14 protein-coding genes and 1 other RNA gene are annotated in these 13,855 nt (G+C 60.4%); 3 read left to right on the forward strand and 12 right to left on the reverse strand.

All coding sequences use genetic code 11. The annotated features are described in order from the left end of the window. Nucleotides 1–46: 46 nt before the first annotated feature. The 12 genes from N5D22_RS10400 to N5D22_RS10455 all read right to left on the reverse strand — a co-directional run bounded on the left by N5D22_RS10400 (nt 47) and on the right by N5D22_RS10455 (nt 10,375). Entirely contained in the window at nt 47–1,789 is a 1,743-nt protein-coding gene (locus tag N5D22_RS10400) for a penicillin-binding protein 2 (RefSeq protein ID WP_279656292.1), read from the reverse strand. Continuing rightward, a complete protein-coding gene (locus N5D22_RS10405) occupies nt 1,789–2,343 on the reverse strand; it encodes a hypothetical protein (protein ID WP_279656293.1) in 555 nt (184 codons plus the stop codon). Before N5D22_RS10405 ends, N5D22_RS10400 begins: the two co-directional genes overlap by 1 nt. Before the next feature lies 1 nt (nt 2,344). Further along, nucleotides 2,345–3,370 carry a 16S rRNA (cytosine(1402)-N(4))-methyltransferase RsmH gene (rsmH, locus tag N5D22_RS10410; protein WP_279656294.1) on the reverse strand — a complete coding sequence of 342 codons (1,026 nt, stop codon included), beginning with the start codon at nt 3,368–3,370 and terminating at the stop codon, nt 2,345–2,347. A gap of 14 nt (nt 3,371–3,384) precedes the next feature. Beyond that, nucleotides 3,385–3,825 carry a division/cell wall cluster transcriptional repressor MraZ gene (mraZ, locus tag N5D22_RS10415; protein WP_279656295.1) on the reverse strand — a complete coding sequence of 147 codons (441 nt, stop codon included), beginning with the start codon at nt 3,823–3,825 and terminating at the stop codon, nt 3,385–3,387. Between the two features lie 429 nt (nt 3,826–4,254). Beyond that, nucleotides 4,255–4,608, reverse strand: coding sequence for a type II toxin-antitoxin system RelE/ParE family toxin (locus N5D22_RS10420; protein ID WP_279656296.1), 354 nt, complete (start codon nt 4,606–4,608; stop codon nt 4,255–4,257). Between the two features lie 89 nt (nt 4,609–4,697). Next, on the reverse strand, nt 4,698–4,976 hold the full coding sequence (locus N5D22_RS10425; RefSeq protein WP_104679538.1) for a type II toxin-antitoxin system ParD family antitoxin: 279 nt from the start codon (nt 4,974–4,976) through the stop codon (nt 4,698–4,700). A 110-nt stretch (nt 4,977–5,086) separates the two neighbouring features. After that, an RNA gene (gene rnpB / locus N5D22_RS10430) (RNase P RNA component class A) lies at nt 5,087–5,488 on the reverse strand. Between the two features lie 56 nt (nt 5,489–5,544). Next, nucleotides 5,545–6,735 carry an FAD-dependent oxidoreductase gene (locus tag N5D22_RS10435; RefSeq protein WP_279656297.1) on the reverse strand — a complete coding sequence of 397 codons (1,191 nt, stop codon included), beginning with the start codon at nt 6,733–6,735 and terminating at the stop codon, nt 5,545–5,547. A gap of 59 nt (nt 6,736–6,794) precedes the next feature. Further along, nucleotides 6,795–7,982 (reverse strand): FAD-dependent oxidoreductase, encoded by a 1,188-nt coding sequence (locus N5D22_RS10440; protein ID WP_279656298.1) that lies wholly within the window; start codon nt 7,980–7,982, stop codon nt 6,795–6,797. Between the two features lie 88 nt (nt 7,983–8,070). Then, nucleotides 8,071–8,610 carry a transglycosylase SLT domain-containing protein gene (locus N5D22_RS10445; RefSeq protein WP_279656299.1) on the reverse strand — a complete coding sequence of 180 codons (540 nt, stop codon included), beginning with the start codon at nt 8,608–8,610 and terminating at the stop codon, nt 8,071–8,073. A gap of 248 nt (nt 8,611–8,858) precedes the next feature. After that, nucleotides 8,859–9,638 carry an N-acetylmuramoyl-L-alanine amidase gene (locus N5D22_RS10450; RefSeq protein ID WP_279656300.1) on the reverse strand — a complete coding sequence of 260 codons (780 nt, stop codon included), beginning with the start codon at nt 9,636–9,638 and terminating at the stop codon, nt 8,859–8,861. Beyond that, entirely contained in the window at nt 9,635–10,375 is a 741-nt protein-coding gene (locus tag N5D22_RS10455) for a DnaJ family molecular chaperone (protein ID WP_003522185.1), read from the reverse strand. The genes N5D22_RS10450 and N5D22_RS10455 overlap by 4 nt, the downstream gene beginning before the upstream one ends. A 319-nt stretch (nt 10,376–10,694) precedes the next feature. Here N5D22_RS10455 and N5D22_RS10460 point away from each other — a divergent pair, with 319 nt between their 5' ends. From N5D22_RS10460 to N5D22_RS10470, 3 genes are all read left to right on the forward strand, one after another. Further along, nucleotides 10,695–11,906 carry a pyrophosphate--fructose-6-phosphate 1-phosphotransferase gene (locus tag N5D22_RS10460; protein ID WP_279656301.1) on the forward strand — a complete coding sequence of 404 codons (1,212 nt, stop codon included), beginning with the start codon at nt 10,695–10,697 and terminating at the stop codon, nt 11,904–11,906. 52 nt (nt 11,907–11,958) lie between these two features. Continuing rightward, nucleotides 11,959–12,594, forward strand: coding sequence for a LysE family translocator (locus N5D22_RS10465; RefSeq protein WP_279656302.1), 636 nt, complete (start codon nt 11,959–11,961; stop codon nt 12,592–12,594). Between the two features lie 136 nt (nt 12,595–12,730). After that, nucleotides 12,731–13,792, forward strand: a complete 1,062-nt coding sequence (locus tag N5D22_RS10470) for a lytic transglycosylase domain-containing protein (protein ID WP_279656303.1) — start codon at nt 12,731–12,733, stop codon at nt 13,790–13,792. Nucleotides 13,793–13,855 lie beyond the last annotated feature (63 nt).

The following is a 13,855-nucleotide window of genomic DNA, read 5'->3' on the forward strand; positions in this document are numbered from 1 at the left end:
GTCTTGTCCCCCCGGCGCGAATCGCCGGAACATCATAAGCTAACAATCAATAAGACACGAGCAAGGCCGAGCCATCCTTGCCGAACTTCGGCTTCACGCCCAGCACCGCCGCCGTGCGGGCGATGATATCGCGCACCATCGGCGCTGCGGATGTGCCGGCGAGTGCCGCGCCATTGCCCTTGTCCGTCTTCGGCTCATCAATGAAGGTCAGCACCACATATTGCGGATCGTCGATCGGGAAGGCCGACAGGAAGGCGTTGAAGTTCTTGTCACGCACGTAACGGCCATTGACGACCTTGTCGGCCGTGCCGGTCTTGCCGCCGACGTTGAAACCGTCGACACGCGCATTGCGGCCGGAGCCGTTGACGCCGTTCCATTCGAAGAGGAAGCGCATGTCCTTGCTGGTGGTGGGCTTCAGAACCTGCTTGGCCACCAGGTCAGCCTGCTCACGGGTGCGCGGCAAGAAGGTCGGCTCGATCAGCTTGCCGCCATTCACCAGCGCAGCGCCTGCAACCGCCGTCTGCAGCGGCGTCGTCGAAACACCGTGACCGAAGGAAATGGTGATGGAGTTGATCTTCTTCCATTCACGCGGCTGCGACGGCAACGCCACTTCCGGCAATTCCGTCTGCATGCGGCTCAAAAGCCCGAGCTTCGTCAGAAACTCCTTGTGACCTTCGGTGCCCACCGTATCGGCGATCTTGGCCGTACCGATGTTGGACGAATACTGGAAGATTTCCGGCACCGACAGAACGCGGTTCTTGCCGTGGAAATCCTTGATGGTGAAACCGCCGATCCGGATCGGATAACGGGCATCGAAACTGTCACCCAGACGGACACGGCCCGAATCGAGGCCCATGGCTATGGTGAAGGACTTGAAGGTCGACCCCATTTCGAACGTACCGTTCGACATGCGGTTGAGCCAACCCTCTTTCGCGCCTTCCGCCGGGTTGTTGGGATCGTAATCCGGCACGGAAGCCATGGCGAGCACTTCACCGGTGTGTACATCCAGAACCACCGCGCCGGCGCCGATCGCCTGGAACTTGGTGATGGCCGAGGTTACGACTTCACGCACGATGGACTGGACGCGCAGGTCGATGGAGAGCTTTACCGGCTCCAGCGGCTGGTCGCTGGTCATGCCGAGCGCCGTCAGATCGGCGAGCCCCTGGCTGTCGACATAACGCTCCATGCCCGCCACGCCGCGATTGTCGATGTTGACGTGGCCGACGACATGGGCCGCCGTTGGGCCACCCGGATAGAACCGGCGTTTTTCCGGACGGAAACCGATGCCGGGAATACCGAGCGCCAGAATCTGGCTCTGCTGCTTCGGCGTCAATTGGCGGCGCAGCCACTGGAAGCGGGAATTGGAGGTGAGCTTCTGATAGGTGCCGCGCTGATCGAGATCAGGCAGGACGGTGCGCAGCTTCTCGATCGCCTCGTCGATATCGACGATGCGATGCGGCTCGGCAAACAGCGAGACGGTGCGGATATCGGTGGCCAGCACCTCACCGTTGCGGTCGAGGAGATCGGGACGCGACGCCATCAGCCGGTCGGCGGGTGCGATGCTCGAAACCGTTTCCTGTTCCGCCATGCCATATTGCACGAGGCGGCCGCCAACGATGGTGTAAAAAGCAACGAAGCCGAAAATGATAAGGCCGACGCGGCTTTTCGCCTGGGCGGCGCGCTTCTTGCGGGCGCCCTCAAAGGCCGCATGATCCGTAAAGACACCGGTGGTGCTGGCGGAAAAGTGAGCCTTGCTCTTCAAAACCATGACACGGGAGAGAAAAGACATCAGCGGTTCACCGATCCTGTTATCGTGTCATCCATGTCGCCGGATTCATCACCCGCGACGTCGGAGACGGCCGGAGCCGCCGGGGGACGGGAAACACGCGCCCGGGGCGTCGGAACCGGAGCGCCATTGGCGGCAATCTGGCCGGCTGGCGGCGATTTCTTTTTGACGGCCGCACCAAGCGTCGCGCCCGGCTTGGAACCGTTGACGGCGGCGGCGATCACATCTTCAACGCTCATGCCTTCCGGCTCCGGCGGCTGCGGCAATTGCGAACGCAGCATGGGCAGCTCGCGCGGCTGCGCCAGTTGCGTCGGCAGCGTCGGCGAAAGGCCAAGCTCGTCCTGATAGGCATTCACGAGCCGGTGCAGACGGTTCGGCTGCGTCAAGAGCGCCCAGTCGGCCCGCAAAAGATCGATCGTATCTTTTTCAAGCTTGATTTCGGCCTCGAGCTTTCGGACCTCCTCAAGCTTGAGATCGGCCTTGTGCTTGATCGAATAGGTGACGACCGCCGCGGCGACCATCACACCCATCAAGATGACATCGAAAGTGCGCAGCATATCAGCCTCCCATCTTTTCAAGGCTGGCGAGATCCGGAAGCTCGAAGATCGAGAAATCCGCCGCCCGCGCCGGAGCGGTGGTGCGCAGGCCCGCACGAAGCTTGGCCGAACGAGCCCGCGGATTGAGTTCCGCCTCCTCATCGCTGGCGGCGATCATCGGTTTGCCGATATTGTCAAAAATGGCGGGCCTGTCCTCAACCATCGGCAGATGCCGGGAACCGGCGGCCTTGCCCGAACGGTCGGCGAAAAATTTCTTGACGATGCGGTCTTCCAGAGAATGGAAGGTGACGACGACCAGCCGGCCGCCGGGCTTCAAAACCTGTTCGGCGGCAAAAAGCGCCTGCGCCAGCTCGCCCAGCTCATCATTGACGAAAACGCGCAGCGCCTGAAACACCCGCGTTGCAGGATGAATCTTGTCTTTGGCCTTACGCGGCGTGACGATCTCGATGAGGCCCGCCAGATCGCGCGTGGTGCGGAACGGCTCTTCCGCCCTCTTCTTCTCGATGGCGCGGGCAATGCGGCCCGGCTGCTTTTCCTCGCCGAGAAAACCGAAGATGCGGATCAGGTCGCCAACCTTGGCGCGATTGACGACATCCGCCGCCGAAACGCCGGAAGCGGACATGCGCATGTCGAGCGGACCGTTTTTCTGGAAGGAAAAACCGCGCTCGGCCTCGTCGATCTGCATGGAGGAAACGCCGATATCGAGAACTACGCCGTCAAGACCGCCTTCCGGCGCGTGCCTGGCCAGATCGGAAAATTGCGATTGAATGAGACTGAGCCTGCCGCCATTTGCGGCTACCATGGACTGACCGCCGGCGATCGCGGTCGGGTCGCGGTCGAGCGCTATGACGTTTGCGCCCTGATCGAGAATGGCCTGGGTGTAGCCGCCAGCGCCGAAAGTGCCGTCGAGGATGATCTTGCCGGGCGCAGGTTCCAGTGCGGCGATGACTTCGCGAAGCAGGACAGGGATGTGACGCTGAGGTCCGCCATCGGCATCAGAAGATCGTCCGCCAGAATTCGCCGCCATCCCGTGTCCCCGTCCTAGGCGGGGCGAGCAGCCGAAAAACCGCGCCCCGCTCTTGCTTCCGCCTGCGCCGCCAAAAACGCATCCGGTTGCCAAAGCTGAAAATGATCCGCCCGCCCGACGAAGGTGACTTCGGTGGATATGCCGGTGAATTCCCGCACGAAATCCGTCACCATCAATCGACCTTCCTGGTCGAGCTTCATGAAAACGCCGCCGCCGTGAACCAGCAGCGACATCGCGTTCGCCTCGGGCGAGAAGGCATCCATGGACGCAATCTGCCGCTCGTAGCGTTCCAGCAAATCCGGACCGCCGACACTGACTGCCGGAAAGGCGAAATCCTGAAGACAATAAAGCTCCTGAATGCCGCGCTTCGCCAGCACCGAACGAAACGGAGACGGAACCGAAACGCGCCCCTTGGCGTCGATCCTGTTCGTCACGTTCGATAAAAAGCGGTCCATTACTCAACTCGCCAAAACCGCATTCCGCAAAGCGAACCATCCACTTTGCAGACGACACCGGTACGCACGACACATCGCCAAGCGCCAGGGCGACATGCCCTGCAGCAGCCCCTCGCAGGCTCCTCACTTGTTTCAGCGATTGCGGGTCAAAAACACGACCCAATGTGGTGTGCATTTGGGATATCATGGGACACTATGGGCGTCAATGGGAGAAGCCGGCACGATACCGACTTCGCATCGGAAATTCATAAGCCGTTAAGTTTAACGAATGGTTTATTTGGCGCGCGACAATGCGCCCTCACGGCACGGGAAGATGCGGCGAAGTCGCTGTTTTTCTCTGCCAAAACAAGGAAATGGCCATATCATCCGGATTCACGAGCAGATGGGTCAGGCCGTCAATGTCAGAAAATAATGGAATCGATGAGAAGCTCAGTCACGATGGTTTCCATCGCTGCGCTCTATAACCGCTTTCTCAAGGCGCAGTGCTTCCTCATCAAACTCCTGGCCTTTAGCCAGAAGGCGCAGAACGACCACATCGTCCTGCTCCACCACAAAAGCGACACTGGTGCTGCGTTCAAAACCGATTATGCGGAGTCCCACACGCAGTTCGTTACGCACCGTGCCCCGTTCGGGAAAGACATTCAAAGTTGAAAGAAATATGCCGATGCGATCAATGTACCGATCTGCGACAGCGGGCGACCCTGATTTGCCGACGATATTTTGATGGATATGCACCAGATCGGTCTGCGCTTCAGGTGACAGGCGCACAGCGTAATACTTCATTTAAAAGCGTTTCCAGCAAAAACATGCGGCAACTTGGCATTACGAATTACATAAATATAAATAGATAAAGGGTTTCCGAGAGGTGAGAGCTATGTGCGCCCCTCACCCTTGGCAATCCGCGCCCTGACCTCAGCCAAACCTTCATTGAGGGGCTTGGCCCTGCCCGGGTCTGCTTTGTGAGCATCGTATGCGGATGTCACTTCTTCCTGCAACCAGCGCTCCACGGCCGCATCGCGGGCCGCCAGGGTTCGAAGGCCATCACGGATAACCTCGCTCTCCGTCGCATATTCGCCGGAAGCGACCTTTGCCTTGACCATTTCCGCCATTTCCAGGGGAAGTGTGATGCTGAAAGCTTGGGTGGTGCGCATGGTTTTCGCCTTTCATTCACCCTTGTATCACACGGTATGATTTAATCATACACATTCCGGATTATCCATGAGGACGCGGCATGTCGGAGCCGCCGCAAGATTGAGGAAAATTCGCCAGTTGGCCTGTAAGCCGGGTTCTGTATGGCCCCGGTTTGACCCGGAACGTGGCAGCCATTCATCTGGGACGGCATTTGCATGCCGCCTCGCGCAACCCACCCGGATGACGGGCCCGGAAACCGGCTGTGAATGGGCTTTCGCCCATCCCGTGTCATCCCTATTCGGTCTTGCTCCCGGTGGGGTTTACCTTGCCGCCGCTGTTACCAGAAGCGCGGTGGGCTCTTACCCCACCCTTTCACCCTTACCATGCGATGCATGGCGGTTTGCTCTCTGTGGCACTTTCCCTGGGGTCGCCCCCGCCGGACGTTATCCGGCACCGTATTTCCGTGGAGCCCGGACTTTCCTCACCTTACCGTCTTTCGACATTGGTAAAGCGCGGCTGCCCGGCCAACTGGCATGGGCTCAATAACCATGTTCCGGGGCGAAAGCCACCGAAAAGCGCAGGCAAGGATCAAAGAAATGCCGGCTTGAAATCCGTCGCAAAGGCGCCGTCGGCGATTTTTCCGTCCCGCAGCAGCACAGCGCCGAGCCGTCCGATCTCATCGGAACTCTTGGCCGCCGTGCCGTTACCGCCGGTCAGAACCGCAATCTTCGGCGAGGCGGTGAAGCCGATGGCCGGATAACCGCTTTGCGTTTTGGAGACGACGCAGGCGGCCATCGAGACACGCGAGAGATCGATGGAAGGCACCAGCGATCCGACGATCTCCGAGAGATGATCACGCACGCTTTCGCGTCCGCCGGAGCGGAACCATTCCCGGATTTCCGGGTCGCTGCCGAGCCTCTTGTCGTCGGGATCGCCGCCGATCTTCAGATAGAATTTGCCATCCGGATAACGCACCGGCGGCAGAAGATAGATATGTTTCGTCGTGTCGCGCGGCTCATAGATCAGCGACGGCATGTCCGCATATTGATCCAGATCGCCCTCATCTACCTCGAAGAACGCGACGGTGCGTGCATAGACATCGAGGGCCACCGGCTGCGGCAGCAGATCTTTCGTGATCGAGAAGCCGCCGGCCGCCACCAGCACCCGGTCTGCGGTATAAACCGCACCCGAGGCCGTCTCCACCCGTGCGCGACCATCCTCTTCCAAAGTCGAGACGACGATATCGTCGATAAGCGCAACGCCCGCCTTTTCAGCGAGAACAGCCTGCGCCCTCACCAGCCCACGCGGGTTGACGTATCCGGCATTGTCCCTTTCGAACACGCCCTCAGAACCCTGCTCGAAGGAGAAATAGGGAAAGCGGCTTTTCAGACTTTCACCGCCGAGCAGTTCCGTCGAAACGCCGAGCCGTGCCGCCGCCTTGCGGACATCGTCGACAAAAGGATTATCGCCGCCCCGTTCAGGCCCCACCATCAGGCAACCGACCGGCGCATAAAATTCAACGCCGCTTCTTGCGGCAATATCGGCGTAACGCGCTATCGAGCGGTTGGCGAGCAGCGCCCAGTCGACATCGCCATCGATGGTGCGGGTAATCCGCGCCTCGTCATAGTGACTGGCGTAGACGCCTCGATGCGATTTGATGTCGGCAGGTTCGCCGGGACCGATCAGCGCGACGCCATCCACCGTTTCGGCCAGATGGCGGGCGGCGGCCGCGCCCATCATGCCGCAACCCACGACGATGTATCTGAAATGTCCCGACATGCCGCCCTCTTCACCCGCTCATTTCCGTCGCAACCTTGTAGCTGCTTCGCCCCTGAATGTCAGACGAAAACCGGCGACATTTCGGCGGCGAATTCATCCTCGGTCAGCTGGCCGTTCAAAAGCAGCATGGCGCCCAGCCGGCCGATTTCGTCAGAAGACTTGGCGGAGACGAAATTGCCGCCGGTCAGAACCGCGATATTGGAGGACTGCGTATAGCCGATATAGGGATAGCCGCTGCGGGTAATGGAGGCGACACAGGAGCCTGAAGTGACCGGGCAGCCGGCAAGCTCCGGCATCAAGGAGAGCGCCCGCCTTTTCAGAAACTCCACCTCATCAGGCGCGCCGTCCGAATGGAACCAGCCGACCGCCTCGGCCAGCGTTTCAAGCCTGCCCTTTTCGCTCTCGCCGCCGATCTTCAGATAGACCTTGCCGTCGGGATAACGCACCGGCGGCAGAATATAGACGATGTCATCCTCGGTCTCCGCCAGTACGATGGTGGAAGGCATGGCACCGAACAGCGCCTGCCGCGCCTCATCCAGCTCAAAAAAGACGATGGTGCGGCCCGTGGCCGCCATATCGACCGGAGAAGGCAGAAGCTCGGCCATGTTGGTGAAGCCGCCGGCCGCTACGATGAGTTTTTCAGCCGTATGGACCGCCCCTTCCCGAGTCGAAACCTCGACGCCATGGGACGTATCGCGAATATGCGCCGCCGTCTCACGCACAAGCCGCGCGCCCTGTGCAGCGGCAATCGTGCATTGCGCCCTCACCAGGGCGCGCGGATTGACTTGGCCGGCATATTGCGGCTCGAAATAACCGCTGTGATCGGCCGGCAGGGAGAACATCGGAAACCGGCCAGCCAGCGCATCAGCGCCGAGTGTCTCTACGCCGAGACCGAGACGGTCGGCCGAGGCAAGCGCGCGCGAGACATAGTCCCCCGCAAGCCCCTTGCCGTTTCCGGTGAACAGGCAGCCCGCTTCCGTGAAAAAGCGGATGCCGCTTTTGGCCTCGATCTCCGCATAACGGCGGATGGAGCGCTGCGCGAGTTCCGCCCAGACCGGATCGCCATCAAAACCGCGGGTAATGCGCGCTTCGTCGTAATGGCTCGAAAACACACCCCGATGGGTCTTGCGATTGGCGGGCTCGTCCGGGCCGATCAGCGCCACGCCATCCGTTTGCACTGAGAGATGCCGCGCCGCGGCCGCTCCCATCATCCCGGCCCCGACGACGATATATTTGAAATCCGGCATGTCATGCTCCGTATCAGATTTGCTTCTGACTACAGCATGCCGGGCCGAACCGGAATCGCTTTTCGCAATTTCGCAGACGGTGGCGGCCTCAGCCGGCCAGCAGCGCCTGCACCTTGCCGCAATAGCGCTTGGAGACCGGGTTCATCCGGGTGGCGCCATGGCCTGCATTGTAACGCAGGATCGTGCTGCACACCTGACCGCCGCCGAGCTGATGCGCCGTCGCCAGATATTGCATGCCCCAGCGAATATTGGTCTCGGGATCGTAGAGCGCCTTGGTCGTGCCGCGATAGCCCATCATCCGCGCCGTCGCCGGCTTGATCTGCATCAGCCCGACCTCGCCTGCGCTGCCGCGGGCCTTCGGATTGAACTTGCTTTCCACCGAAACCACGGCATGCGCCAGATTGGTGGGAACGCCGTAACGCTTGGCATATTTGACGATCAGATCGGAATAATCGTTCCTGAGCGAAGAAGGCAGGCTCTTTTCGGGAATGGGATAACCGGACTTGCGGAAGAAGGTCTCCAGCGTCACGGTTTTGGTCTTGACGTCCTCGTCTTTGGCAAAAGCAATCCCCGCCTGCGAAGCGAGCGCAACAACGCCCGCCACGACAGCAACAACAACCCTGTTCATATGTAGAAAAAGTCTCCAGATCGGATGACAGAAACAATGAAGCGACACAAATAATCTGCGCCCGGAAAGTCGATCACGACCTTCCGCTGTCCGGTCTCCTTGATTGATATTGACGGCAGGTTCCCCTGAAGAACGACACCGCATGCAGTGACGTTCTTAAACTTCCTCAATGCGGATTAACTGTGGCACAGGAAAAAAAGCGACTTGAACACGCCGGAAAACCGGGAACGCTTTTCCAGTTTCCGCGTTCAGGCGGCCGAAAATCTCGGCAGGCTGGCGATCAGCCGGTGCAGCGTGTCAATAGTGGAGAAATCCGCGATGCCATCCACCAGGGCGGGACGGAAATGCCGCTGGAAGGCAGCCACGGCGCCTTCGGTTTTCTCGCAATAAGCGCCTGTAATTTCAACGCCATAACCATAGATGGACAACATCGACTGCAGCGCTTCGACCGGCTGGCCATGGTCGCCGCGCTGAAAAAAGCGGCCGCCACGGATCGGCGCAGGCTCCACCCAATGGCCGACACCGTGCTGCGACAGGATGTCCCACGGGAATTTTTCACCCGGATCGACCTTGCGGATCGGCGCGACATCCGAGTGCGCCAGCACCCTTTCAGGGGCGATAGACCAGCGCTGGCCGCAATCGCGACACAATTCGATGACGGCTTCCACCTGTTTCTTCGGAAATTCCGGCAGGCCGCCGGGATGGCCCTGATTGGCGATCTCGATGCCGATGGAGCGGGAATTGATGTCTTCATCCCCCGCCCAGCTGCTTTTGCCCGCGTGCCAGGCACGGCGGATTTCCGGAACCATCTGGATGATGCGCCCATCCTCGAAGACAAAATAATGGCTGGAAACCTGACTTTCCGGATTGCAGAGCCACGACAGCGCGCCGTCGGCCGTCGTCATGCCGGTATAATGCAGCAGGATAATATCGGGGCCGGCCACACCAAGCCTTTCGCCATGGTTAGGCGAAGGCGCAACAGTTGCGCCCCGGAAATCCGGGATAAAATCCGGCAGACATTCACTCATGCGACGCGGCGTTCTTTCTCGATGGCCGCATAGGCGGCGTTAAGAGCCGCCATACGCTCATTCGCGGCCGCATGCAATTCCATGGGAACGCCGCGTGCAATGAGCTTGTCAGGATGGTGTTCGGCAACCAGCGAACGGTAGCGCCGGCGAATATCGGAAAAATCGTCAGAGGGCGAAACGCCGAGCACGCGATAGGGGTCGCGCCCGTCCATATGGACATGCCGCGCCATGATCGTTTCGAAGTGATCTTCGGTAATACGAAAGATTTCCGCGATCCGGCCGAGGAAGGCCAGTTCCCGCTCATGGATCAGCCCATCCGCCTTGGCGATGTGGAACAGGCCGTCGATGACGCTTTCCAGCATCTCGCAATTGGCATGTCCGGAACCGCAGAGACCGGCAAGCCGCTCGGCATAGGCCTCGTAACCGGCAACATCCTGACGGGCGAGATTATAAAGACGGGCGACGTTCTTGGCTTCCTCTTCCGGAAAATCGAAGATTTGCCGGAAGGCGCGCACCTCGGCGTCGTTGACGACGCCGTCGGCCTTCGCCATCTTGGCGGAAAGCGCGATGATGGCCACGGAAAAGGAAACCTTGCGGCGGGTCTCCGGATCACCTTCGAAAAGGGTGCGGATGGCTTCCACCACGCGCCCGAGCGCACCGCCTGCCGCGTCGCCGATTGCGCCGAGCAGCCGTTCCCACAGGGATGAAATTTGCAGACAGGCGAAATCGAACATCATGCGACAAGCATGACGGGATATTGCCGCGAATGCAATATGTCCAGCGGACCGGCGGCATTAACTTTTATTCATCTTTGCGACAGTTTTGCTTCAGGAACAAGGGTGCCGCAGACGATGGGGCCATGGTTTTCCACAGACGACGGGGAGTCGGCCACCGGCTATGCCGATTGAAACGATTATATTCCGCCACTTTGCTCAAGCCGCTGAAAAACCGCGAGAAATCGGCGTTTTTCTTCATAAATTCACTTTACACCTACACGCGGCTGTCGCATCCATTTGCCAGACATGTCTTTGGGTATATGTGAAAAGGAGAGCCATGATGGCCAAACAGAAAGTCGCAATGCTGACCGCGGGTGGCCTTGCGCCCTGTCTCTCTTCGGCCGTGGGCGGCCTGATCGAGCGTTATAGCGACATTGCGCCTGAGATCGACATCATCGCTTACCGCTCCGGTTATCAGGGCGTGCTTCTGGGTGACCGTATCGAGATCACCAAGGATATGCGGGAAAAGGCGCATCTGCTGCACCGTTACGGCGGCTCGCCGATCGGCAATAGCCGCGTCAAGCTCACCAATGCCGCCGATTGCGCCAAGCGCGGTCTGGTCAAGGAAGGCGACAATCCGCTGCGCGTCGCGGCTGACCGGCTGGCGGCTGACGGCATCACCATTCTCCACACCATCGGCGGCGACGACACCAACACGACGGCAGCGGACCTTGCCGCCTATCTCGGCGCCAACGGCTACAACCTCACCGTTGTCGGCCTGCCGAAGACGGTGGATAATGACGTGGTGCCGATCAAGCAGTCGCTCGGCGCCTGGACGGCCGCCGAAGTCGGCGCATCCTTCTTCGACAATGTCAGCAACGAACAGAGCGCTGCGCCGAAAACCTTCGTCATCCACGAAGTCATGGGCCGCCATTGCGGCTGGCTGACCGCCGCCACCGCCCGCGCCTATATCCAGAAGACCAGCGGCAACGACTATGTCGAAGGTCTGATGATGAACACGCAGATGAAGAACATCGACGGCATCTACCTGCCGGAAATGGCCTTCGACATCGAGGCGGAAGCCGAGCGCCTGAAGGAAATCATGGACAGGAACGGTTATGTCACACTGTTCGTTTCCGAAGGTGCGGGCCTCGATTCCATCGTCGCCGAGCGCGAAGCCTCCGGCGAGGCCGTCAAGCGCGACGCTTTCGGCCATGTGAAGATCGACACCATCAATGTCGGCGGCTGGTTCCAGAAGCAGTTCGCCAGCCTCATCGGTGCGGAACGCTCCATGGTGCAGAAATCGGGCTATTTCGCCCGCTCCGCCGCCGCCAATGGCGACGACCTGCGCCTCATTCAGGGCATGGTCGATCTCGCCGTCGAAAGCGCGCTCAACAAGGTCTCCGGCGTCACCGGCCATGACGAAGACCAGAATGGCAAATTGCGGACCATCGAGTTTCCGCGTATCAAGGGCGGAAAGCATTTCGACCTCTCTGCAAAATGGTTTACCGAAGTGATGGAACACGTCGGTCAGCCGTTCACAGCCGCCTGATTTTAAGATAGTCTAAAATAAGACGGCGACAGGGAGGGCAAGGAGGAAGAGAATGTCTGGACAGGCCTGGCTGATTTTTTGTGCAGCATGTGCCGTTGTGTTCGCACTCCCCTCTCCCCTTGTATTCTCTGTCGCCTCCTACGCCGCCATTCGCGGCAGGAAGACGGTCTTCGCCTCCGTCAGCGGCGGCGCTCTCGGCATCGTCACGGCCATGACGATCTCAGCCATTCCGGTGGCCGGTCTCGCCTGGCTGCCGCAATCCTTCGTGGAAATCGTGCAATGGGCCGGCATCGGCTGGCTGATGCTGTTCCTTCTGTGGACCTTCGCCACGCCTGCCGCCCAGGCGGCCAATGCCGACAATGACAATCTGCCGGGCAAATCCTGGAGCGGCATTTTCCGTGATTGTTACGCCATTGCCGCCCTGCGGCCGCGCTACTTCGCTTTTTTTCTGGCGTTGCTGCCGCAATTCGTTTCCACGTCAGGCAATGCAATTGAAACGCTTGCCATGGCGCAGGCCGCCATCCTTCTCCTGACGCTGGTGATTCTGACCGCGCAGGCGCTGTTTGCCGGGCCTACTCTGGCGATGGTGCGCCGCATGTCGGGCGATAAAAAAATCCGGCCGAAATACCGCACCCACTTCATTTCCGGCCGCGCCGTCAGCGCCGGATACAGGCGCATCGCAGCCTGAAAAACCACCCGAAAGCCGGGGAGAAACGTCCCGGCTTGCCGCTATCCTTACAATAGGTTAATGAAGGCTCGACGGGACACTGCCTGCTTCGCTCGACGCGGGGGTATCGAAAGACAGGCATAACGAAGGCGGCAACATGCGAAATTCGGGAAAATTCCGCGGAAGAAGTGCACTTCTTCTGTCTTCCACCGTGGGTCTGGCACTGGCATTGAGCGCATGCACCAGCGTCGAATATACCGCGAAGGAAGGGCCGGACGGCCCGAAAATCGCGACGGTCAGCCCCACTGCCGTCCCTGCGCAAACACCGGCGCAGCCGGCAACAGCCGAAGCCGCAGCGGGCGCAACCCCGGCAGCAGCAACGGTGCAGACGGCCGAAGCCGCAACCTCTTCCCAGCCGACAGCACTTCCCACAGCCGTCGCCGTCAAGGGCGGACGCGTGGCCCTGCCGCCAGCTTCGGAAATCGCAGCCGCCGCAGCCCTCACCACGCAGATGCAGCCGCAGCAGAACGAAATTGCCCAGACCACCGTTGCGACCTCCACGGCCGCAGCGCTTGCACCGACAAGTACCGCCCCGGCAGCCGCAGCCATCGAAACGGCCGACATGGCGGCGAAACCGGCCGCCGCCGACCTGCCGCAGGTCGTCGCCGTCAAGGGCAGCTTCCCGCCCGCTCCGCCGCCGCCCGGTTCGCCCTCCATCGGCACCGAACTGACGGCCGAACGGAAAGTCATTCCCCTGCCGAAGCCGGACAGCACGGTTCTCGCCTATGCCGCCGGCCCCACCAATGCCGCGCTGGCCGCCATCCGCCAGAACGAATCAATGACGGCACCGCTCAATTCGGCTCCGGCCGGACGCGAAAAGCTGAGCGGACTGATTACCAAATACGCCACCATGTATGATGTGCCGGAAGATCTGGTTCACCGCGTGGTGCGGCGCGAAAGCATGTATAATCCCGGCGCCTATAGCAGCGGCAATTTCGGCCTGATGCAGATCCGGCACGCCACCGCCCGCTCCATGGGCTTCGACGGCCCGGCCTCCGGCCTGTTCGATGCCGAAACCAACCTCAAATATGCCGTCAAATATCTGCGCGGCGCATGGGTCGTGGCGGGTAACGACCGCGACAACGCGGTCCGGCTTTATGCGCGCGGTTATTATTACGACGCCAAGCGCAAGGGCATGCTGCACGTTCTGCGCAAGTGAGGGCCTCCGGCTGCGCTGGGAGCGCCGTGCTACCAGGCAGCCTTTTTAAATAAACGCCGCATA

The organism is Agrobacterium sp. GD03872 (assembly GCF_029840625.1).
Classification (GTDB): domain Bacteria; phylum Pseudomonadota; class Alphaproteobacteria; order Rhizobiales; family Rhizobiaceae; genus Agrobacterium; species Agrobacterium fabrum_A.

What these genes read in the sequence shown, in the direction of transcription:
- N5D22_RS10460 (WP_279656301.1), top strand. Translation starts at nt 10,695, where the DNA reads ATGGCCAAACAGAAAGTCGCAATGCTGACCGCGGGTGGCCTTGCGCCC.
- N5D22_RS10400 (WP_279656292.1), bottom strand. Translation starts at nt 1,789, where the DNA reads ATGTCTTTTCTCTCCCGTGTCATGGTTTTGAAGAGCAAGGCTCACTTT.
- N5D22_RS10470 (WP_279656303.1), top strand. Translation starts at nt 12,731, where the DNA reads ATGCGAAATTCGGGAAAATTCCGCGGAAGAAGTGCACTTCTTCTGTCT.
- N5D22_RS10445 (WP_279656299.1), bottom strand. Translation starts at nt 8,610, where the DNA reads ATGAACAGGGTTGTTGTTGCTGTCGTGGCGGGCGTTGTTGCGCTCGCT.
- N5D22_RS10450 (WP_279656300.1), bottom strand. Translation starts at nt 9,638, where the DNA reads ATGAGTGAATGTCTGCCGGATTTTATCCCGGATTTCCGGGGCGCAACT.
- N5D22_RS10465 (WP_279656302.1), top strand. Translation starts at nt 11,959, where the DNA reads ATGTCTGGACAGGCCTGGCTGATTTTTTGTGCAGCATGTGCCGTTGTG.
- N5D22_RS10420 (WP_279656296.1), bottom strand. Translation starts at nt 4,608, where the DNA reads ATGAAGTATTACGCTGTGCGCCTGTCACCTGAAGCGCAGACCGATCTG.
- rsmH (WP_279656294.1), bottom strand. Translation starts at nt 3,370, where the DNA reads ATGGCGGCGAATTCTGGCGGACGATCTTCTGATGCCGATGGCGGACCT.
- N5D22_RS10425 (WP_104679538.1), bottom strand. Translation starts at nt 4,976, where the DNA reads ATGCGCACCACCCAAGCTTTCAGCATCACACTTCCCCTGGAAATGGCG.
- N5D22_RS10440 (WP_279656298.1), bottom strand. Translation starts at nt 7,982, where the DNA reads ATGCCGGATTTCAAATATATCGTCGTCGGGGCCGGGATGATGGGAGCG.
- N5D22_RS10455 (WP_003522185.1), bottom strand. Translation starts at nt 10,375, where the DNA reads ATGATGTTCGATTTCGCCTGTCTGCAAATTTCATCCCTGTGGGAACGG.
- N5D22_RS10405 (WP_279656293.1), bottom strand. Translation starts at nt 2,343, where the DNA reads ATGCTGCGCACTTTCGATGTCATCTTGATGGGTGTGATGGTCGCCGCG.
- mraZ (WP_279656295.1), bottom strand. Translation starts at nt 3,825, where the DNA reads ATGGACCGCTTTTTATCGAACGTGACGAACAGGATCGACGCCAAGGGG.
- N5D22_RS10435 (WP_279656297.1), bottom strand. Translation starts at nt 6,735, where the DNA reads ATGTCGGGACATTTCAGATACATCGTCGTGGGTTGCGGCATGATGGGC.